Here is a 20536-nt window from a genome sequence, read left to right on the forward strand (position 1 = left end):
GCTGGAACAGGCTGTGCCTTCCGATATCTTCCGCGCCGAGGTGGAAGCTTGGGCGCGGCGCCTGGGCGTGACCCCGCGGGAGATCCACATTCGCCCCATGAAGCGCAAATGGGCAAGCTGCTCCTCGAGGGGGCGCCTCACCTTTTCCACCGACCTCCTGCACCAACCGGCGGAGTTTCGCCGCGAGGTGATTGTGCACGAACTGCTCCACCTAAAGTTACCCAACCACGGCCGGCTGTTTAAGGCCCTCCTCAAAGCGTACCTGAAGCAGGACTTTTAACCGAAGAAAAAGCCGAAGAAAACCCTGCGGGCCAAGCGCAACACCTCCTGGATAGGCCCCCGCAACACGGTAAGGATCAGAAGAAAGGAAAGCCAGGCATACTGCTCCAGCCGCCAAAGAAGGGGTTGCCAGGAAAGGGGAAGAAGGCTTTGCAGGATCTTGGAGCCGTCCAAAGGGGGGATGGGCAGAAGGTTGAAGACCGCCAGGACCAGGTTGATGGAACTGGCGAAAAAGGCCGCTAGGGCCAAAAGCCCCGTTAACGTCTGCCCCTCCCCCCTCAGGGTCAGCACCACCCCTAAGGGGTCCAGGGCAAATAGCCCCCGCACCAGAAGGGCAAAGAGCACGGCCAGAACCAGGTTGATGACGATCCCGGCAATGGAGACCACAAAAAGCCCCAGGCGGTAGGGGCGGAAGGCCGGGGGATAGATGGGCACGGGCCTGGCCCACCCAAACCCCACCAGGAGAAGGAGCACCGTGCCCAAGGGATCCAGGTGCCTTAAGGGGTTAAGGGTAAGCCGCCCCTGGCGCTTGGCGGTGGCGTCCCCGAAGAGGTAGGCGGCGTAGGCGTGGCCCAGCTCGTGCAGGACCAGGCTAAACACCAAGGCGGCAAAGGCCAGTACAAAGGCCAAGGGGTCCTGCTGCAAAAGTCCGATCATAGCCCAAAAGCCCTGTAGAAGGTTTCCAAAAGCCCTGCAAGTCCCCGGATCACCGAGCCCGTGACCCCAGTAAAGGAGAGAACCAGGAAGATCAGGATGAAGCCCAGGGGTCCATAGGCCGCAAGCTGGTCCAGAAAGCGCCGGGCCTCATACCCGCCCACCGCATACAGGGCCTTAGCCCCGTCCAAAGGGGGCACGGGGAAAAGGTAGATGGCGGCGTGGAGAAGCATGAGCCTTTGGGCCAGCAAAAGCCCTTCGCCGAAGGGATAGGGCAGAAAGCGGGCGAAAAGGCCATAGAAGAAGGCGGCCACAAAGAACCCCAGAGGCCCCATGAGGGCCACCATGGCCCCTTCCTCCCGGGAAGGTTCGTGGGCACGAACCGGGGCCAGCCGAAGCCCAGAAGGACCAAGAGGACCAGGCCCAAGGGCTCCAGGTGGGCCCGGAGGTCCAGGGAAAGAAAACCATAACGTCGGGGGGCGGTCTCCCCATATCGGTCCGCCAGGTAGGCTTGGAACAGGTTGTGGACTACCAGGCCAAAAACAGCGAAGGCGAAGGCCACCAGGAAGACCGGGGGGTCATTGAGGTACGGAAAAAGACCCATCGCCTATCAGTCTACGCGCTAAGGCCAGTTCCTCTTCAAAGGTCCTTACCTCCCCCCGAGCCCGCGCCTCGGCCACCTGGCGCAGGATCTCCCCCACCTTAGGACCCGGCTTCAGGCCCAGCTGCAAGAGGTCCCGCCCCATGAGGACCCGCCTTTTTTCCATTAGCCAGCCCTCCTTCTCGGGGAATAGGGCCAGAAAAACCCCACGCAAGGGCTCTTTTCCCAAAATTTCCTTGTCCGCCTCTTCCCAGGAGCCTTTGAGCAGCAGAGCCAAAACCTCCTGCAACCGCTTGGGAAGCCCCAAGGCCGAGGCCTTTTCCAGAGGGTTTTCCTGGAAGTAGAGGAGAAGGAGGAGGCGGGTTTCCACCCTCGCTCGCCCAGGCGGGAACCCTTCCTCTTCCAGGGACCCCCACCTGAGCCGTAAAAAGGGGTCCTTGGGTGGAAGCTTTAGCCCATAAAGGGGGCCCAAAACCCCAAGCTCCTCTAAAAGAAAAAGGGCTTCCAGGAAAGTCTCCTCCTCCAGGGTCAAGAAGAGTTCGTCGCGGAGGCGGCTTTTGCTGGCGGTCCTAAGCACCTCCGGCAGGAGGGCGGGAGGCAGGGCCTTCAAGGCTTCCTCGGCGAAGCGGAAGGCGAGCCTGGCCGCAAGGCGCGCCCCCCGGACGATGCGGCTCGGGTCCTCCACGAAGGAAAGGGGATGAAGGGGACGTAGAAGGCGGTTCCTTAGATCCTCGAGGCCCCCATAAGGATCCAAAAGCTCTAAGGTGGCCAAGGACAGGGCCATGGCGTTCACCGTGTAATCCCGCCTCTCCAGGTCCTTGGCGATGGGGGCCGGACGCACCTGGGGTAAGGCGCCGGGATAGGGGTAGACCTCCTCCCGGCTTTCCGCCAGGTCCACGGTAAGGCCGAAACTCAGGTGCACCCGGGCGGTACCAAAGGCATAGTGGAGGCCAAAGCTACCCCCGAAGCGCTCCGCCAAAAAGCGGGCCACCTCCCCCACCCTGACCCCCGGTTCCAGAACCAGGTCCAGGTCGGGGCCCGACCGGTCCAAAAGGGCATCCCGCACCGCCCCCCCCACCAGGTAGATCCCTTGCGGGAACACCTCCCTAAGGGCCAGAACCACCCGCCTGGCCCCTTCGGGCAAGGCTTCCAGGATCCGCTCCCCCAGGGGCTTCTCCAAAGCGGGCCTCTTGCGGTAGAGGTCGGTACGGGTGAAGATTCCAAGAAGCTTAACACCCTCCCCCAACCTCTCCCCCACCAGGACCCTTCCCCCTCCCGTCTTCAAGTGGGGCTCCACCTCGGAGAGAGGGGTCTTTGGGGGAAGGACCAGGGCCCGGGCCAAAAACCCCTCCACAGGGTGCTCGGCTAAGCCGAGCCTTTCCGCCTTCCTGAGGTCCCTTCTCCGGGCCAGGCCCAAGACCCGCACCCTTCCCCCCTCCAGGGGCTCCACCACCGGCATGGCCCCGTACCCCCGCTCCTCGAGGGTCCGCAGGGCTTCCCGCACGGTGGTGGGGCGCAGGGTTTCCACAGGCGCGGACATGACTTCGGCTAGGGTGGGCTCGGGCTCCAGGTACTGGGGAAGGCTTTCCAAAAGGCGCCGCACCGCATTGCGTACCCCCCGCACCCGGGCAAAGGCCGCCCGGGGGTGCCCCCCACCTCCCACCTGGGAAAGCCAGCGGCCCACATCCAACCGCTCCCGGCTCCGGGCGATGAGGAGGACCTCCCGGGCAAGCCGGAGGACCAGGAGAACGCCATCGGCCTCGTGCAGGTCCAAAAGAGCATGGGCAAGGGGGGCCAAGGCCGGCACATAGCCCTCCTCCTGAGCCCGGGCGAGGAGGAGCCGGAACCCCTGCCGTTCCACCACCTTGGCAGTGCGGATAAGGCTCTTCAGAACCTCCCGGGCCTCCGCTCCCAGCTGGGGCCGCACCCACTCCCGCACCCGGGGGATCTCCGCCCCCTGCTGGGCTAAAAAGTGAGCGGCCTCGAGGTCCAAGGGGGTGGTGGAGGGAAAGCTGAACCCTCCGGTATCCTCCCAGATCCCCGTGTAGGCCAAGGTGGCCTCCAAAGGCGTGAGGGTCAGGCCTCGCTCCCGGATTAAGGGAACCAGGAGGCTTACCGTGGCCCCCACCTGGGCCGCCCTACCCCCCACCGCGGGCACATCCCCCGGGGCCCGCGGATGGTGGTCATAGACCTGGAACGGCACCCGCCCCACCAGGGCCTTAAAGGGACCGATGCGCTCGGGCCGGGCGTTGTCCACCAAGACCACCTCGGTCACCCTTTCCACGGGGATCTCCGCAGCCGGAACCAGATCCAGACGATCCTCCAAAAGGGGGGCGATTTCCTTCAAGGGCCCCTCGAGGCCCCCAATCAAGGCCAGAACGCTTCCCGGAAAGAGCCTTCCCGCCAGGACCATGGAACCCAGAGCGTCAAAGTCCAGGTTCTCGTGGGCTACCACCACCCGCACACCTTCAGCTTACTTGACGATAAAAACGGGCCTTGTTAAACTCAGGCTTGGCACTTGGAGAGGTGCCCGAGTGGCTGAAGGGACACGACTGGAAATCGTGTAGGCGGGCTTAAACCTGCCTCGCGGGTTCGAATCCCGCCCTCTCCGCCAAAAGTCCCCTGCCCTTCAGGGCAGGGGATTGTCTACTTGAACGACCCGCCCCTTCCTCCTGGCCTCCTCGGCCAGGAAGGTGAGCCGGTGGGCCAGCACCGCTTCGGCGAAGGGCTCCAAAAGCCCCTCGTCCCCCCGGGCCACCGCCTCCAAAAAGGCCCGCGTGAGCCCCTGGTCCCCACCCCCGTGCCCCGTGCGGATGGAACCCTCCCGCTCCGTCTCCAGGTCAATCACCCGCTCCCCCCGCACAAAGGGGTAGACCCGCAGGTACCGCCCGTCCCCAAAAAGCTCCCCCTCCGTGCCAAAAATGCGCGTCTCCCGAAACCGCATCCGGGATAGCCCCTCCACGTGCAGGCTCGCCGTCTTCCCGTCCTCGTACTCCAGGGCCACCACCTGGTGGTCCGCCACGTCGTTTCGCCCCAGGTACACGCACTCCCCGTAGGGGCCCTCCGCCAGGGCCCTCTCCAGGTTCTCCCTGGTCACCGGGTAGGCCACCACGTCCAGGGGCCACCCCCGCTCCCCCCTTTGGTAGCTCTCCAGGTAGATGCGCCGGGCGGAAAAGGGGCAGGCCCGCTCCACCTCCTCCGGGCAGAGGAGGCAGCGGTCGGCCGCCCCCTTGGGCCTCCTCTCGGGGCGGAAGTGGTAAAGCCCCCCGAAGGAGGCCACCCGCCGCACCGTCCCGGGCAGGACGAAAAGCAGCCAGTCCAGGTCGTGGATGCTCTTGGCCAGGAGGAAGGGGCTGGACTCCGCCTCCTTCCGCCAGTTCCCCCGCACGAAGCTGTGGGCGTAGTGCCAGTGGCCCACGGGCTCCAGGTGTTGCACGGAAACGGGCTCCCCGATGGCCCCCTCCCGCAGCAGGCGCTTCAGGGCCTGGGCGTAGGGGGTGTAGCGCAGGACGTGGGCCACGGCCACCATCCTCCCGGTGCGGGCCTTGGCCTGGGCCACCTCCCACACCTCCTCCCAGGTGGGGGCGATGGGCTTTTCCAGGAGGAGGTGGTAGCCCTTTTCCATCAGGGCCACCGCCGCCTCCTTATGGAGGCGGTCGGGCAGGGCCACCACCGCGGCCTGGGCCAGCTGCGGCTTCTCCAGCGCTTCCCGCCAGTCCCGGAAGGAGTGCTCCACGTGGAAGGCCTGCCGGAAGGCCTCAAGCCGCTCGGGACGGGGGTCCGCCACCCCCAGGATGCGGGCGCCCAGGGCGTGGGCGTGGCGGGCGTAGGCGAAACCGCGGTTGCCCGCCCCCAGCACCAGGAGGGAAACCGGCATGCTTCCAGTTTAAGCGCCTCCTTCGTGCGAACAGGGGGCATGGGGGTTAAACGCTTTTCCCCCCTCGCTACCGAGGGGGGAAGCTTTGCAGCCTGGAGCTGGTGGAGCGGAGGGGATTCGAACCCCTGACCTCCCGCTTGCAAGGTCTGCGATTCACCCCCACTTCACCCCAGGTTATCGATTGCCAATCGGCAAAGGGACGTTACGGAGGCCACGAAAACCTCCTTGGGAATGGACCGAAATAGGCACCCTTCCTACCGGATAAGGGGTAAATAAGGGGTAAGACGGGAGATGCGTCCTGGACGAGGCTCCCAAAGGGGGGAGGGACTGCCAAGTGGCAAAGGGATTCCGTGCGTGGGGGCTCCCCGGGCACATGACCACCTGCTCCCCCGGGTCTCGTACCATGTTCCCGTGAGGGGGGACCCGTGCATCACCCCATTGGCCAAGGCCCTTGAGGGAATCCCCGGAGGTGAGGAGGCCCAGGCTTTGCTGGTCCTGCTCCCCTTGGGGGACGCTCCCCTCCCCAAGACCATCACCGCCTCCCTGGACGCCCTCGCCAAAGCCCATGGGGATTCCCTTCCGAAGGAGGCCTTCCCCACCCTCCTGGACCACGCCTGGGACTGTGCCCCCCTCATGCGCAAGCTGGCGGCCCGCAAGGAGGCCCCGCCCGAGGTCCTGGACCGCCTGGCCCAACACCCCGAGCCCACGGTGCGGGCTCTCGTGGCCTTCCACCCCAAGGCCCACCCGGAGACCCTTACGGTCCTCTACCGGGACCCCACCGTCCCCTGGTGGGTCCTGAGGGGCCTGGTGCGCAACCCCAACACCCCCAGGGAGGTCCTGGAGGCCATCGCGAGGGCCAAATGGGGCAGGGAGATCACGGAGAGGGCAAGGGTCCGCCTGGATGCCACACCGGGAGGAAACCCCTGACTTCCCTCGAGGGCCAATGCGCTTGCACCACTTTCTAGGGGATCAGGGGATACGAAACACATCGCCCCCCTCTAAACCGTATGGGCCTCCGCGAGGACATTTGTCCTCATAAGGGTTTGCAAGCGGATAACAATTCGTTTGGGTATAATCCCACCATGGAGCACACCAGGAAACCACAGGATATCCCAAGCCAAAGAACACCTTGTGCACGAAAAGCAGACTTTTGGACACTGGATAAACTGAGGTTTCTTGAGAAATACTTACCGGCTTTCATCAAGGCAACACAGAGAGCTAAGCATCGCTACTATATAGACGGGTTCGCAGGCCCCGGGAAGAATCTTGTGGGGCAGAAAACATATTTGGGATCGCCCCTGATCGCACTGGAAGCATGCCAAACCCCGCCAGGATTCGATAAGCTCTTCCTCGTTGAAAAGAGCAAGGAAAACTTCCGCTGTTTACAAGAAGAAGTTAATAAGTATCCTGCAGAAGTCAGAGAAAAAACCATTTTGATCAACGACGATTTCAACGAAGTGGTAGACAATATCCTTCGGGAAATACCGATCAGGGCACCAACCATGTTCCTGCTAGATCCTCATGGCCTGGAACTTTCTTGGGACACGATCGAAAAGATAGCTCAACGTGAAAAGGCCGACATTTTTATCCTCATAAGCGCTAGCGGCGTAAACAGAAACATCAAAAACGCCTCGGCACACAACACAATAACCAGGTTTTTCGGCAATGAGGGGTGGAAAAATTTAACCTCCAGCAAACCATCCTTCTACAGTTTCGCAGAACTGTATCGAAAGCGACTAGAAGAACTCGGCCTTGAAGGAACAGAACTTTTTATTGTGGCACGCAACAGGAAGAACTCCCCGATGCACATTCTTGCTTTGCATTCCAAACACAAGATAGCTCTAAAAATAGCAAATGACGTAATTGAGAGGTTAGAGGAGGAAAAACGGGGTAGGAATCTTTTCCGATACTGAGATTGCGCTTGCGGATAAGGCAGGTGAGGTATTCTCAAGCCGTACCTTCTCCGGCACCATGGGAAACTCGTCCCACGTGCGCCCGTCCAGCAACCTGCCCCCGCTCCCGGGTGTCCTTCCTCCCCATTGCTTGAAGAAAAAGGGGACGCCTGCGCTGACGCACTGGTCCCGTATCGAGCGCACCCACTCAGGCTTCATCGGGCGGTGTTTAGGCCCAGACTCTCCCCCAACGATAACCCAGTGGATGCCTGTCAGATCCAGCTCTAGCGGCCCCAACAGGGGTTCGCAGGAAAGAAAACGGACTTTCGCTGGAACCTGCCGAAGCAGGTCTGCGCGGTAGGCGTAACGTTGGTTCTCCACAGACACCCCTATCCAGACATTCTCCGGCCAAGGAAGGAGTTCCGGCACAGTTTCCACAAGTCGCTCCGCCCTCTTAGTCAAAACCTGATAGGTGTGCCAGGGAGTGTCGCGCATAACCTGAAAAATGGCCCTCAGAAAGAAAAGCGGCATCTCCTCGTGAAAAAGGTCGCTCATGGAGTTGACAAAGACCCTTCTAGGTTTGCGCCAACGGTAGGGTTCCAGCAACCTCTTGGGGTGCAGCGTGAAACGGAATCCGTTGGGGAACTGGTGGCGAAACCGCTCCGTTATCCTCTCGGCATAGCAGAACTTGCACCCAGGGCTCACCTTGGAGCAACCAGTTGTAGGATTCCAGGTTACATCCGTCCACTCTATAGCGGTTCGCAGACTTGCCATGAGCTAGAGTCTAGAGCATAAATACCCTACTAGGGGGGAGAAAGCCACATTCAAGCAAACCCTCAAAGATCACCGCCTCCCGCACCGCCTCCAGGGGAAGCCCGTAGTCCTCCGCCAGGGCTTCCAAGCTCTCCCCGCTGTCGTACCGAAGGGCCAGCACCCGGGTCTTCACCCCCGCCACCGTGGGGGCCCCGAAGGCCACCCGGGGGTCCAGGACCACCCGCTCGCTCCGCACCTGTCCTGCCACGGGCGGACGGAAGCGCACGGGGAAACCCCCCTCGTCCCGCTCCACCCGGGAGAGGTAGTCCCGCAGGATGGCCTCGAGGGCCATCTGCCCCGCCCGGGTGAGGGCCAGAAGGCCCTGGGGATCCTCCAGAAAGATGTCTCCCAAACCCGCCTTGAGGTCCAGGAGCAAGGGGCGGGCCACCCCCAGGCGCTTCCGGGCGTAAGCCACCATCTGGCGCACCTTGCCCATGGTGATGCGGTGCTCCTTCCGCAGGGCTGCAAGGACGTTGGCCTCCACCAGGTTGTGGAAGGAAAGCAGGGGACCGCCCTCGGGAGTCGCGATCAAGGGCTCAGACCACCCCTGGCCCCCATGCACCGGGTAGCTCCGCCCCCGCACCCAGGTGCGCAGGGTGGCCTCGGGAACCCCCAGGTACCGGGCCGCCTCCCGCAGGGTGTACAGGGGCCGGTCCCGAGGGTCCAGGGCCAGGACGCTGGCGATGCCCTTAGCTCCCGCCCTCATCCCCACTAAAGTACCACAGGAACATCGAGGAACACGGGAGCAGGACTCCATGAGGCCATCCCCAAAAGACGAGGGGACCCCCCAAGGGAGTCCTCCGGCCACCAGAGGGCTTGCCACAAAGGAGGCCCGCTTCAGGGTAGCTTGAGTATGTCAGAGTGTGGCAAGTTAGGGGCTTTGGCGGCTCTGGATGCCGAAGTAAAAGCCTAGGACCGCGCCGAAGATGCCCACTAAGGGGGAGAGCACAATGCCTGAGAGCTTTAGTAAATCGTCCAAGGTGTGAACCAGGGGCCACCCCTTTATGAGTAGGGCTAAGGTGATGCCCACTAGGGCCAAGACTAGGATGAAAGCAAGGGCAACCCGGGTCCATTCCTGGGGCACCCTCGGGTCGAAGGGGCGCGTTGGGGGTGGCCCCAGGTCGCTTTCGGGTACCCCTGGAAGGCGGATTTCCTCTGCTTCCTTGCCACTCTCGGAAGCCATTTGGATCCCCCTAGCGGACCACCACCTCCACCATGGACCCGTCCGGACGCCGCAGAAGCACCTTGCTCCCCTTCTCCACCTCCTCCACAAAAAACTTGCTGAGCTGCAAGGCCCGCTGCACCGCCACCGTCTGGTTGGTCCCCTCGTGCTCCGCCAGGAAGCGGATGGCCTCCAAGTCCCGCTCCGTGAGGTTCATGCTGACCCGCTTCACATTGGCCGCCATCTTTTTCCTCCTCCTGTCTGCCTGGTATGTGAACATCAGGCATACGCAATGTACCCTAGAGGTATCTATGGTGCAAAATGGGAAAGCTATGGCTTCCCATCGGCTGGAATGGGTCATAAGAACTCCTTTGGGGTGGAGAAAAGGACATAAAGGGGGGAACTCCTAGTGGGCCAGAAGTTCTCCCCTCATCGGAACCGGTCCTCCGTGTACGCCCTCAGGGGGCGCACCCGTCCCGCCTCCCAAGGGTAGCGGGGCCGCAGGCGGTCCAGGGGGAAGGCCGATAGCCGCCCGAGGATGTGGGCCCGCTCTTCCTCCGTGAGCCCGAAAAGGTCAAAGACAGCCTCGTCCACCTCTCTTAACCTTCGGAAGAAGGCCTCCTGTACCCCGGCGAAGGAACGGGCTTTCGCCTCATAGGTCGCCAGGAGTTCCTTGTAGTCCGTGGGCACGAAAAGCTTCTGGAGTTCCTCGCTTCCCACCCGCTCCGTTTCGACCGAGGTCAGCATCAGGTACACGAACCGGGCCAGGTCTGGGTCCTTCAGGTCAAGGCGGTCAAAGAGGCCCGCCTGGAGGACCGTGCCCTCCACCCGAAGCTCCTCCGGGGAAGGTGCCCCCTGCCACTCCGTGAAGTTCAGCCCTAAACCGGGGGCGCGCAAGGAAAGGCCCTCCCGGGCCTGCATCCGCTTCTCCACCTCCGCCAGAAGCCAAGCCCGGGGGTTGTCCCGGGACACCCCGGCCAGGCGCTCCAACTCCCTGTAGAGCTCCCCAAGACGCCCCAGGGTTTCCTGGTTGGGTTCCTTGGGCCAGGGAAGGGCCTCGAGGGTCCGGGGGTAGATGTGGGCAAAATAGCCCTGTATGACGCCGCTACGCAATCGCAAAACGTAGTACCAGCGCACCAGAGAGGAGTTCAGGTAGGCCGCTAGGGCTTCGCCGAGGTGCGCTTGGGGAACACCTACAATCAGCGTATCAAGCGGTACCGGCTCACCTTCTTTGTTCCCAACCAGGGCTCCGAAGGGTGACAAAGCGATATTGGCAACGGCCAGGTACGCGTCTGGGGGGTTTGCGTTACCCCAAAGGCTCAGTTTCCCGTAGGGCCTTCCCCTCACCGCCTCCAGGTCCACGTAGCCCACGGGCTCCCCGGAGTAGGCCACCGCCAGCCCCCGCCCGGCGATGACCAGCACGGGATCGGCCCCGGTGGGCCCCTCCGTGACCTCCACCCCGCCCCGCTGCACCCCGTAGGTCCACCAGAAAGGCTTTGGCCGCCTCTCCCGGGTATACTGCGTGACCATGGCCTCCGTGAGGGGCACGTACCGGCTTCCGTTGGGGTAGAGCTTGCGCAAAAGGGGAGCGTCCCCTTCCCGCAAAAGGGGGAGTAGGTACTCCCCGTAAAGATCCTTTGCCTCCCGGTTCTCCCTTGAGGCGGGATTGACCTTCTCGTCAAAGAAATCCCCGTAGGGAATGCGGGCCACCTCGTGGGGCTCGGGCTCCTTGGGCCAGGAGGAGGGTACCCAGAGCTCGATTTCGTCCTCGGGATTGGCAGGGGTGCGCTCCACGATGAGGACCATGGGCACCCGGGCCGCGTCCCAGATGGGCTTCTGCCTGCCCTCTTCTTCCACGAACTCCAGCCACACCAGCTTCCTAAGGGCGTACCCCTTCCCCGGCCACAGGAGGGACCACACGGGGGCTGCGGCTTCGCTGGAGGCGTATCCCCCAGAAACCACCATCCCCAGCTTTCCCCCCTTTCGCACCCAAGGTGTTGCCGAACCTTTCGAACCCTTGAGGGCCCTCCACAGGAAGAGGAGGCCCGTGTCCCCGTTCTGGCCCCAAACCTCCTCGTAGAGGTCCTGGATAGCCGGGCCGTACTTGGCCCGTTCGGCCCGGATGTACGGGGGATTGCCCACCACGTAGTCCCACTCCCCAGTGTCCCGGGCTCGTTCCCCTTCGGACAGGTGTTCCTCTCCAATGGCTTGGGCTACGTCCCGGTCGTCCAGGAGGCTGTTGAGGTTGTAGACGTTCACCCGGTGCTTCCCCTTGGGGTCCAGGCGCAAGAGCCCCCAGAGGAGCTGGAACATGCTGATGTAGCTGGCGAAGGGGTTGAGGTCAAAGCCCCAGATGGAGGCTCCCAGAGCCTCGGGGTCCGGGGAGACCCCCCGCCTCCGGGCGTCCTCCACCCGGTGGTGCAGGTAGCGCACCAGGAAGGAGCCCGAGCCGCAGGCGGGGTCCAGGACCCGGGGGTACTCCTCGGGGTGGGCCAGGGCGGTTTCTCGCAGGATGAAGTCCACCACCTCCTTGGGGGTGTAGAACTCCCCAAGGCGTTTGCGTTTGTCGGGTGGGAGGAAGCTCTGGTAGATGTCCCCCAGAATCTCCTCAGAAAGCCCGGAGAAGTCGTAGGCGTTCACCCGCAGAATAAGCCGCTGGAGGGCCAGGTCCATCTCCCCATTGGTTTCCAGGACCCAAGCAAAAGTCTCCTCCTCGAAGGGCTCCCGGTAGGCTTCCGACAGGTCCAGGGAGGCCACCCGCACCAGGGCCGTGGCCCGGTCGGTGAGGAACTCCACGAACTCCCGCCACCGCTCCGGTCCCCCATTGGTTAGGCGGCGTTTGGTGAGCCCCAGGTCCTCCAAAAACCGCAGGAAAAGCACCCGGGCGATAAGCGCCGCAGCAGAGTCCGCGGCGAAGGCCTCCCGGATACGAGGGTTGGTGGGGGCTTCTGACCCTTCCACCTCCCTCCCGTACTGGTCTGCGAACCGGGGCAGGTGCCGCTCGAAGAGGGCCTTGAGCCTTTCCGGGTACTCCCCTTCGATACGAGCCAGAGCCCGCCGCCGGGTGTCCTCGTGCGTTCCCTGAAGTTGCTTTCGGGCGTCCTCCAGGCGCTCCCGGTATTCCCGGTAGCGCCTCTCCAGGGCCTTCAACGCCTGCTTCGCCGCCTCTTCGAGTTCAGCAAAGGATGCCTTGAGATCCTCCTGGAGCTTCCTCGCTCCCTCCGTGTCCAAGGAGATGTAGGCATAGGGAAGCTTCCCTGCTACCAAGGTCTTCCAGAGTTTCCCGTGCTGGGCCTGCTCCCAGAGGATGGAGGCCAGCTTCTCCCGCAAGGAGGCCGTGGTCTCCTGGGTGAGGTCCAGGGTGAGGAGAACCTTCCCCGTGGCCTCCCGAAGCTGAAGGTGGCGGGGAGTAAGGAAGAGGACGTAGCGGGTGAGGCCCGTAACATACTTGCGCTTGTCCTGCCAAAGAGCTTCGTTGTCCCTGGGGTTGACAATATGGCGGTCCTCCAGCTTGAAGTCCCCCACTACCCAGGGGTCCCCATGGGCATCTAAGAGCACCAGGTCTGGGTAGCCTCCCCCCAGGCGGTCCTCCGTGACCACCTTGGTCCGGGGATAACCGAGGAGGCCAGAAAGGAAGGCCTGGAGGTCTGGATTGTAGGACCGCTCGGGCCGTGTGAAGTCCAGGGAAAGCCAGACGCTCAAGGGGTCAGTAGCAGGACGGGACATCTCCCCAGGGAGTCTACCATCCCCAAGGGGTGTTCCCGGTTTTCCGGGAACACCCGGGATTTTCGGGAACGGGATCTTTGCCTTCGTTATGGGCAAAATGGCCCTTGTTCCCGATGTTCCCGGTTTCTGCGAGATAAGACCCCCTAGGGCTCCGCAGCTTCCGTAAGCCCTAGGGGGGTTGACGGCCTCAGTCCGTTGTATCCTTAGGCCGTGAAGCGCACCTTCACCGCCCACCTTTGGCAGGAAGGGGACCTCTGGGTGGCCTAGTGCCTGGAGGTGGATGTGGCCAGCCAGGGGGCCACCGAAGAGGAAGCCCTGGCCAACCTCAAGGAGGCCCTGGAGCTTTACTTCGAGCCTCCGACCCCCACCCGGGTGCCCGTGGCGCAGAAAGTGGAGGTGGAGCTTGGGGCCGCTTAGGCCCCTGCCCTTCCGGGAGGTGAAGCGCCGCCTCGAGGCCGCGGGCTTCCAGCCCCATTCCCAGCGGGGAAGCCACCTGAAGCTCGTCAAGGAAACCCCCCGTGTTCCCGGAAGACCGGAAAGGCCCTTCGGGACCAGGGAGTTGTTCCCGGTGTGCCCGGAAGAGGAGGCTTACCGGAAACGGGGAAAGCGCCCTCTGAGAAATGGCAAACCCCTCTTGTTCCCGATGTTCCCGGTAAATGGACATGGGGCGTTCCAGGGCTTTGTGATACCTTGGGTCTAAGGGAAGGGGGGATGTCCATGGGAAGCCAAGGAAGGGCAAATGGGGGTGTCGCTCCCTTGCGTTTGCGCGTGGAGGGTTTCCGCTCCGTGCGGGAACAGGAAGTTGCCCTCGGTCCCATCACCCTTCTCTACGGCCCCAATGGGGCGGGGAAGTCCTCCCTGCTCTACGCCCTCTTTGTCCTGAAAAACCTCCTTTTGGCCCCCAACCAGCCGCTACCCTCCTTCTTCAACCTGGGCTTCCTCAACCTAGGGGGGTTCAGGGAGGTGGTGTACCGGAGGAACCCCCAAGGAACCCTGGCCCTGGCCCTGGAGGTGGAAGAGGCGTGGCAAGGGGAGCGGCTGCGCCTGAGGCACGGGGTGGCCTTGCGGGAACCCAACTGGGTGGAGTTCGCTTACACCGCTTGGGCGGAAGAGGATGAAAGGCCCCTCTTGCAAGCCCGTGTGGAGGCCAGCCTCCCCTATCCGGGGGGCGCTCTAGCCCCGGTTCCCTTCTCGTACAAGGGCACCTCGTTGCAGCTTCGCTGGAACGGCTTGGCCTGGACCCTGGAGTCCACCCCTTCCCCCGAGGTGGCCGCGGAGGTGCAGGACCTCCTGGCCCATCTCAACGCTCCCCTGGAGCGCTTGCGCCGGGTGGCCTTCGCTCCCTTGGGGCGGGGGTTTACCCAGCCCCAGTACCAGCCCGCTTCCTTCAGCGGCTTGCCCCTGCGGGAGGGGGAGGTGGCCACGGTTTTGGTCCAGGATCCAGAGCTGGAACTCAAGGTGAGCGCTTACCTGGAGGAGATCGCGGGCCGCCAGCTTCGGGCCCGGCCCCAGGTGGGCACCTCGTTGTTCGGTCTGTGGGTGCTGGATACGGCCACCAAGGTCGCCCACGAACTGGTCAACGAGGGCTTTGGCGTCAACCAGATGGTCCACCTGCTGGCCCAAGCCCTCTACCGGGACACGGAGACGCTCCTGGTGGAGGAGCCTGAGGTCCACCTCCACCCCAGCCTGGTCCGCCGCCTGGCCCGGGAGCTTGCCCGCATCGCCCTGGAGGAGGGCAAGCGCTTCGTCCTCTCCACCCACAGCGAGGCCCTCGTGAGCGCCTTCCTGGGCCTGGTGGCCGAGGGTACTTTGCCCCCGGAAGCTTTGGTCTGCTACCTGGCGGGGAAGGAGGCTGGAGAGACCCGCTTCCAGCCCCAGAGGGTCACCCCCGATGGCCGGGTGGAAGGAGGGCTCCTGAGCTTTCTAGAGGGGGAGCTGGAGGACCTGAGGACCCTCCTGAGCGTGCGGCGTGGGTAAGGGGATGGCAGGGCGGATCCTTGCCCTGGACGAGTGGCTCTTTCACGACCTCTGGGGAGAGAACGGCCCCGAGCGCCTGGGGGAAACCCTCCACCTCTTAGAGGCCATCCTAGCCCAGTGCGACCGCATTCTGTTTCCCCCAGGTAGCCCCTGGGCGGAGAAGGCCTTCGCCTTAGCCAAGCGGGGAGATCCTCCAATCAGAGTGGCGGCAAGGCTTCTCTTCGGGGGCTTCCTCTGGAACGCCGAAAAGACGACCGTGCCCGATCATGAGGGAAACCTGGGAACCCAAGGGAGCTCCATCCCCCAGGAGGATCGCTACCTGGTAAAAGCGGCCTTGGCGTCTCGGGCAGAGGTCCTGGTCACCACGGATCAGGGGCTGCTTCAGGCCCTGAGGGCAACGAACCTGTTGCCCGTGAAGGAGCGTGGAGAGTTTCTCCAGGAGTACCTGGGAAAGGGTGTCTCCTGATGCCCCGCGTCCCGGGCCATGAGGAAACCTTGCAGAACGCCCCCCATGCGCCCACTGGCATTTGGGACGGGTCACAGGATGACCCCTCGCAAACACCTAGGGGGTATACCTCGGAATTTCCGGGAACACCGGGAACAGAGGGGATTTATGCCGTGCTGAAGGGCATTTCTGGTGTTCCCGGTAAGTTGGGTGTTCCCGGAAAACCGGGAACACCCGGCGTCCCCCGAGGTCATGAATGAGCCCGGGGCGCACACGGCTTCCCGCTAATCTTTAGGAAAACCCTTTCTCCTTGGGGAGGGGGCTATCCCAAGGTCTTCCGCCCGGTGGCCCGTGCGTAATTCACGGGCGAAGCCCGTATCTTGCGGGTCAGGGGGTCAAGCTCGATCTCCCCCGGCCACGCCAGGGCCCCAAACTCGGGGTCGGGGCGGGCCTGGGCGAAGAAGGCGGGGTCCCGTGAACTCCCCCGGGGAGAAGGCCACCTCTCCCTCCGTGCCGTCGTCGAAGCCCAGGAGGAGCCGGTAGCCCCCCAGGGGCTCTGCCCTCGCGATCCGCCTCACCCCCACACCCGCACCTCCCCCACGGCCCGGTGGAGGGCAAAGTCCCCCTTCTCCAGGGTGCGCCGCTCCGGAGGGCACCCCAGGGTCTCCACCACGTAGCTCTTCCGGGGGGTGAGGCCCAGGAAGCGCACGGGGTACGGGGGCATCTCCCCCTCCCGGGCCGCCACCACCGCCAGCTCCCCCGGCTCCGGCTCCTCCCCCTCCCGGTACACCACGAACCCCTCCCGGTGCCGGAGGGCCCGCAGGTCCTTGGGGTCCACCTCGGCCCCCGGCAAGCCCAGGACCAGGTAGTCCCCCGTGCCCCACACGGGCACCTTCAGGAGGGGCACGGGAGGGGCCCCGGGCACCTCCTCGGCGGTGAGCCCCGGCACCGCCACCCCCGTGGCCTGGGCGAACTCCTCCGGGGTCCAGCGCAGGGCCCGCATCAGGGCCGTAAGCCGCCCGTAGGACACGTTCTCCAGGTTGATCAGCCCCTTCTCCAGCTTCCACACGTACCCGTCGGAAGCCTCCAACACCTGCGCCACCTGCCCCAGGGTCAGCCCCAGCTCCCGCCGCCGCCTCGCAATCGCCTCCGCCGCCCGTTGCCTCGCGCTCTCCACCATACCCCCCAGAGTTTACCACTTGGCAAAAGAAGGGGGGTGAGAGGGGGGTAGGAGTAGAGTGGGGTGCCTCCTGGCGGGGAGGGCCAGGGGGGCCCAGCCTGGGGGCATGGACTCCCCCATTTGGGGGATGTACGGGAAGCTCAAGTAGGGTATTTTCGGTTTGCAAGGAGGGGGTGATGCACAGGAAAGGGCTTACGGTAATAGAACTCCTGGTGATCGTGAGCGTGTTGGGGATCCTCCTGGGCTTGGCAGTCTCCAATCTCCTTGGCTTCCGCCGCCACCTAAGTCTGGAGGACGCGGTGAATTTACTCTCACAAGACATCCAGACATGCCGCACCAACGCCCTTTCCTGGGGAGACAGCTGCCGTCTGCGCTTCATGGGAAACCAGACCTATGTCATGGAACGAAAGACCTCCCCCACGGATTACACGTTGGTGCTGACGCGTAACCTATCCAGCCCTGTGAGCATAAGCAACGTCCCTGCCGGGGCTTGGTTGGAGTTCGACCCCCGTACTGTGCTCACGTACAGCGCGGGCTTCCCCCTGGCAAGCCCCGGCATTGCTGCCCCTGAGATCCGCCTGACTAATGGTAGCAAGACCTTCCGCCTCCTCGTTTCCATGGTGGGGGCGGTAAAAACAGCGGCTCTGTAGAAGGAGGTGGCATGAGGAGAGCCCACGGCATAACCCTGGTGGAGGTCCTGGTAGCCCTCGCCGTTCTAGGGCTAGTGGTAGGGGCGTTTACCAGCACGGTGGTGTCCAGCCTGCGGATGAACAGTGACGACCGGATCCGGACCAGGGCCATCGCTGCCGCTGAGGTTTGGCTGGACCGTTTCCGGGCTAAGAGCTTAGACTTCACGGCCTTCACGGGAGGGCGTGAGTACAGCTATGGATACGACTATGCTGGCGATTCCACCTTCGTGGCAGCGGGGGACCCCGACCCTTCGGTCTTGAACCAGGAGTGGGGACCTTTCAGGTTCAGGGTGCAGGCACGATCGTTCTCCAGTTCCCCCCAAGTGTGGACCGTGACGGTAACCACGTGGTACCGCAAGACGGGAGGAGGTGAGTCCAGCTTTGTTCTCAGCACGCTCATCAACCAGTAAAATGGGGTTCACCCTCATCGAGATTTTGGTGGCTCTGGCCATCCTGGGGATCCTCTTCACCCTCACCCTGAGGGCGTTCTCCGAGTCCCTTACCTTTAAGCGCCATGAGGACCTTCGCCTGAAGACCCAGCAGAATCTTCGGGCCGCCCTGCACTACATCACTCAGGATCTGCGTTCGGGATCCTACCTTCATGTTTGGCATCAAACCCCCTGCGACAGCACCAAGGCCTGCAGCAACCACCAACAGGTGGCCGTGGTCACCCTGACCGGGGAGTCTTCCCCAGTGGCCGAACCCCCTGGCAACAGCTTCACCAACTCGGCGGAAACAGGTATCTGTGACGCAAGGGCCTTCCAGGATGGGGATCTGGCCCTCCTGTACAACGGCGGGGAGTACCAGCTCTTACGCATCACCCAGCGGCAGCTTCAAGCCAACTACGCCCAACCCTGCTCAGGACCGCCCAACCCCAACCGGGATAAGGTCCAACACAACCAGGATAAGATCTCTGGACAGTGGACCACCAGCGCTTACCTCTTCAAGGTGGATCTCGCCACCTATGTCATCCGTGAGGATCCCCTGGAACCGGGGCTTAAAGTGCTTTACCGTATGACGGGCTACGACGGAACCGGCACCGCGGGAGCCGGCATCGTGGCCTTTGGTATCACGGACCTGCGGGTGTGGTACGGGGTACCGGAGGATCCCAACGCCCTCTCTTCCCGCCTGGTCTTCTACCCCACCCTGGAGGACGCGGCCGCTGCCTTCAGCACCCAGGGTTACGGGGCAACCCCTGACAGCACCAAATACATCGGCGGCCTGGTGCGGGCAGTGCGCATCACCCTGACGGGGACAAGCCCCGGCAACCTGCCGGGGAAGGGCACTCCTGACACCCTTTCGGTGACCCAGACGGTGGAGCTCAGGAGGTAGGGATGAGGACAAGCGGTGTCGCTTTGCTTGCGGTACTCGTGGTGGCTGCGGTGATGGCCTTGGTGGGCAGTATCCTCTTCATGGGCACCATCGGCGACCTGCGGCAAACTCGCTCCAGCCTGCAGGCGGCGCAGGCTCGCGCCGCCTCCGAGGCTGGCCTGACCTATGCCCGGTACGCTCTCGAAGTCGCCCGCCCCAATATCAAAGCCTTCCTGGCTCCCAAGATGAACCTCACGGCCAATCCGGCCACCGACTGGGTTCTCCCCGAGAGCCAGTGGGCTAGCATCGCCAGCGGCATCCAGAGCATCCTCAACTCGGGGTACAGCACCTTGCCTTCCGGCGCCATCGACCAGGGCCAGGCCACGGTCCAGTTCACCGTGGCGCGGTTCCGCGGCCACACCAAAGGGGCCACCGCTCAGGCCTACCGGGCGGACTACGTGGTGGTGGCCACAGGTCGGGTAGGGAATGCCGTGCGCCGCACCGAGGAAAAGGGGTTCTTTGAGGTCCAGCTTGGCCGTCCATCCCTCTCCCAGTGGCTCTTTCTGGTGGACGATGCTGGCGGACAAAACGGCTTCTTCCCCACGGGCAGCGTCTTCAACGGCCCGGTGCACGCCAACCACAACTGGGGATTCTGGGGGCGCCCGGTCTTCAAGGATGTGGTGAGCACCAGCGACAACGGGGCCTGGTACTGGCACCTCTCGGGAGATGGATGTACGGGACCCGGAAAACTGTGGGTTCAAGGTGACTCTCGCCCCCCTTGCACCGTACCCGATTTCCAGAAGGGGTTCCTCAGGAACCAGCCGGTGATCGAGCTGCCCACCTCGACCCTTTCCCAGCAACGGGCCGCCCTGGGGATGGACCCATCGGATACCACGACCCCTTCTAGCCGGGACATTTGCTTCGCCCTGGGGCTCCACAATCCGCCCGCCAAGAACTGCAACAGCAACCCCTCCGTGCCCAACGGGGTCTACCTGGTGAACGACGGAAGCCAGGTCAAGGGAGGGATCTACGTCCAGGGGAACCTGGATGAACTGGTGCTCCAGGCCACCGGCACCGGGCAGCAGGTATATCGCTTCAAGCAGGGCAGCAACACCTGGACCATCACCGTGGACTACACAACCAACACCACCACTCTGGTGAAAAACACCACCACCGTGGGCGTTTATACGGGTGTCCCCAACGGCCCTGCTCCCCTGGGCACGGGGGGACCCACGGGCCAGATCTACGTCACCGGAAGCATCGGTAGCCTTAAGGGACCTGAGCGCACCGCACCTTTGCCTTGCGGCAACGATTACCCAGGGAACGCAGATCTCTGCCCGGACCACCCTCCCCCATCCCAGATCCCGCCTGCCCTGTCCAAGGAAACCCAGCTTCACATCACGGCGGTCAACAAGGTGGGCATCACTGGGGACCTGGTGTACGAGTGCGATCCCACGAAGGTGAGCGATGCCGCTTACCTTGCCAGCCGACCGAGGTGCGCCCTGGGTGCGGGCCAAACCCTGCCCACGGTTCTCGGGGTGATGTCCCAAACCGATAACGTGGTCATCGAAGACTCCCCTATCAAGGCCCCCAGCAACCTCTATCTCTGGGGGTCGTACCTCTCTGGCACCTCGGGGAAGGGCTTAGCGGTGGAGAACTATTCTGGCCGTGGGAAGCAGGGGAAGCTCCGGCTTTTTGGAGGCCTCATCCAGTCCGCGGATCAGCTCCGGGGCACTATCGACTCCTCGGGTCGGCTCATCTCCGGCTACATCGAGACCTACGATTTCGACCTGCGCTTCGCCGACAGCGCTCTAGCCCCGCCCAACTTCCCCACGGTCAGGACCTTTGACGTCCAGCGGATCCTGGCCACGCCCCTCTCCTTCAGGGAGTTCTAGTGGTTCATTTGGGGGTAGGGGGCCCCAAAGCGGAG

At 63.6% G+C, this 20536-nt stretch carries 20 protein-coding genes, 1 tRNA gene and 1 pseudogene; 11 read left to right on the forward strand and 11 right to left on the reverse strand.

What is annotated here, in order from left to right; all coding sequences use genetic code 11:
- Nucleotides 1-40: 40 nt before the first annotated feature.
- A complete protein-coding gene (locus EBI04_RS04520; protein ID WP_240695375.1) occupies nucleotides 41-280 on the forward strand; it encodes a M48 metallopeptidase family protein in 240 nt (79 codons plus the stop codon).
- On the opposite strand, the gene EBI04_RS04525 is transcribed toward EBI04_RS04520, so the two are convergent.
- From EBI04_RS04525 to EBI04_RS04535, 3 genes and pseudogenes are all read right to left on the reverse strand, one after another.
- Nucleotides 277-936 (reverse strand): site-2 protease family protein, encoded by a 660-nt coding sequence (locus EBI04_RS04525; RefSeq protein ID WP_135256315.1) that lies wholly within the window; start codon nucleotides 934-936, stop codon nucleotides 277-279. The genes EBI04_RS04520 and EBI04_RS04525 overlap by 4 nt on opposite strands.
- Nucleotides 933-1537 (reverse strand): annotated as a pseudogene (locus EBI04_RS04530) (zinc metalloprotease). Before EBI04_RS04530 ends, EBI04_RS04525 begins: the two are co-directional and overlap by 4 nt.
- A complete protein-coding gene (locus tag EBI04_RS04535; protein ID WP_135256317.1) occupies nucleotides 1512-3998 on the reverse strand; it encodes a CBS domain-containing protein in 2487 nt (828 codons plus the stop codon). Before EBI04_RS04535 ends, EBI04_RS04530 begins: the two are co-directional and overlap by 26 nt.
- A 56-nt stretch (nucleotides 3999-4054) precedes the next feature.
- Here EBI04_RS04535 and EBI04_RS04540 point away from each other — a divergent pair.
- Nucleotides 4055-4148 (forward strand) — tRNA-Ser (locus tag EBI04_RS04540).
- 15 nt (nucleotides 4149-4163) lie between these two features.
- On the opposite strand, the gene EBI04_RS04545 is transcribed toward EBI04_RS04540, so the two are convergent.
- Nucleotides 4164-5411 carry a Gfo/Idh/MocA family protein gene (locus tag EBI04_RS04545; RefSeq protein ID WP_135256319.1) on the reverse strand — a complete coding sequence of 416 codons (1248 nt, stop codon included), beginning with the start codon at nucleotides 5409-5411 and terminating at the stop codon, nucleotides 4164-4166.
- A gap of 411 nt (nucleotides 5412-5822) precedes the next feature.
- On the opposite strand from EBI04_RS04545, the gene EBI04_RS04550 reads away from it, so the two are divergent.
- Both EBI04_RS04550 and tcmP read left to right on the forward strand, forming a co-directional pair.
- Nucleotides 5823-6338 (forward strand): hypothetical protein, encoded by a 516-nt coding sequence (locus EBI04_RS04550; protein WP_135256321.1) that lies wholly within the window; start codon nucleotides 5823-5825, stop codon nucleotides 6336-6338.
- 155 nt (nucleotides 6339-6493) lie between these two features.
- On the forward strand, nucleotides 6494-7324 hold the full coding sequence (gene tcmP, locus EBI04_RS04555; protein WP_167481879.1) for a three-Cys-motif partner protein TcmP: 831 nt from the start codon (nucleotides 6494-6496) through the stop codon (nucleotides 7322-7324).
- Here the strand turns inward: tcmP and EBI04_RS04560 are convergent.
- The 5 genes from EBI04_RS04560 to EBI04_RS04580 form a co-directional block, all read right to left on the reverse strand.
- Nucleotides 7283-8077, reverse strand: a complete 795-nt coding sequence (locus EBI04_RS04560; protein ID WP_135256324.1) for a DUF5131 family protein — start codon at nucleotides 8075-8077, stop codon at nucleotides 7283-7285. The two genes, tcmP and EBI04_RS04560, sit on opposite strands and share 42 nt — an antisense overlap.
- Before the next feature lie 10 nt (nucleotides 8078-8087).
- Entirely contained in the window at nucleotides 8088-8822 is a 735-nt protein-coding gene (locus EBI04_RS04565; protein ID WP_240695376.1) for a DUF433 domain-containing protein, read from the reverse strand.
- A 165-nt stretch (nucleotides 8823-8987) separates the two neighbouring features.
- Complete coding sequence (locus tag EBI04_RS04570) at nucleotides 8988-9299, reverse strand: hypothetical protein (RefSeq protein ID WP_135256326.1); 312 nt, start codon at nucleotides 9297-9299, stop codon at nucleotides 8988-8990.
- Between the two features lie 10 nt (nucleotides 9300-9309).
- Nucleotides 9310-9522, reverse strand: coding sequence for a hypothetical protein (locus EBI04_RS04575; protein WP_135256328.1), 213 nt, complete (start codon nucleotides 9520-9522; stop codon nucleotides 9310-9312).
- A gap of 185 nt (nucleotides 9523-9707) precedes the next feature.
- The gene (locus tag EBI04_RS04580; protein ID WP_135256330.1) at nucleotides 9708-13004 is read right to left on the reverse strand and encodes an N-6 DNA methylase; all 3297 of its coding nucleotides are present in this window, start codon (nucleotides 13002-13004) and stop codon (nucleotides 9708-9710) included.
- 282 nt (nucleotides 13005-13286) lie between these two features.
- Here EBI04_RS04580 and EBI04_RS13755 point away from each other — a divergent pair, with 282 nt between their 5' ends.
- The 3 genes from EBI04_RS13755 to EBI04_RS04595 all read left to right on the forward strand — a co-directional run bounded on the left by EBI04_RS13755 (nucleotide 13287) and on the right by EBI04_RS04595 (nucleotide 15447).
- On the forward strand, nucleotides 13287-13421 hold the full coding sequence (locus EBI04_RS13755; protein WP_276605494.1) for a type II toxin-antitoxin system HicB family antitoxin: 135 nt from the start codon (nucleotides 13287-13289) through the stop codon (nucleotides 13419-13421).
- Between the two features lie 339 nt (nucleotides 13422-13760).
- Nucleotides 13761-14981, forward strand: coding sequence for an ATP-binding protein (locus EBI04_RS04590; protein WP_167481880.1), 1221 nt, complete (start codon nucleotides 13761-13763; stop codon nucleotides 14979-14981).
- 4 nt (nucleotides 14982-14985) lie between these two features.
- Nucleotides 14986-15447 carry a hypothetical protein gene (locus tag EBI04_RS04595; RefSeq protein WP_135256336.1) on the forward strand — a complete coding sequence of 154 codons (462 nt, stop codon included), beginning with the start codon at nucleotides 14986-14988 and terminating at the stop codon, nucleotides 15445-15447.
- 374 nt (nucleotides 15448-15821) lie between these two features.
- On the opposite strand, the gene EBI04_RS04600 is transcribed toward EBI04_RS04595, so the two are convergent.
- Complete coding sequence (locus EBI04_RS04600) at nucleotides 15822-16004, reverse strand: DUF2442 domain-containing protein (protein ID WP_206202070.1); 183 nt, start codon at nucleotides 16002-16004, stop codon at nucleotides 15822-15824.
- Entirely contained in the window at nucleotides 16001-16606 is a 606-nt protein-coding gene (locus EBI04_RS13760; protein WP_135256338.1) for a helix-turn-helix domain-containing protein, read from the reverse strand. Before EBI04_RS13760 ends, EBI04_RS04600 begins: the two co-directional genes overlap by 4 nt.
- A 176-nt stretch (nucleotides 16607-16782) precedes the next feature.
- On the opposite strand from EBI04_RS13760, the gene EBI04_RS04610 reads away from it, so the two are divergent.
- The 4 genes from EBI04_RS04610 to EBI04_RS04625 are packed head-to-tail and all read left to right on the forward strand — an operon-like array spanning nucleotide 16783 to nucleotide 20501.
- On the forward strand, nucleotides 16783-17256 hold the full coding sequence (locus EBI04_RS04610) for a prepilin-type cleavage/methylation domain-containing protein (protein ID WP_135256340.1): 474 nt from the start codon (nucleotides 16783-16785) through the stop codon (nucleotides 17254-17256).
- An 11-nt stretch (nucleotides 17257-17267) separates the two neighbouring features.
- Complete coding sequence (locus tag EBI04_RS04615) at nucleotides 17268-17705, forward strand: type IV pilus modification PilV family protein (protein WP_135256341.1); 438 nt, start codon at nucleotides 17268-17270, stop codon at nucleotides 17703-17705.
- Nucleotide 17706: 1 nt separating this feature from the next.
- On the forward strand, nucleotides 17707-18627 hold the full coding sequence (locus tag EBI04_RS04620; protein WP_240695377.1) for a PilW family protein: 921 nt from the start codon (nucleotides 17707-17709) through the stop codon (nucleotides 18625-18627).
- A gap of 2 nt (nucleotides 18628-18629) precedes the next feature.
- Nucleotides 18630-20501: a DUF4900 domain-containing protein gene (locus EBI04_RS04625; protein ID WP_135256343.1), complete on the forward strand. Its 1872-nt coding sequence runs from the start codon at nucleotides 18630-18632 to the stop codon at nucleotides 20499-20501.
- Nucleotides 20502-20536 lie beyond the last annotated feature (35 nt).

The sequence above is a fragment of the Thermus caldilimi genome, assembly GCF_004684245.1.
GTDB lineage: Bacteria > Deinococcota > Deinococci > Deinococcales > Thermaceae > Thermus > Thermus caldilimi.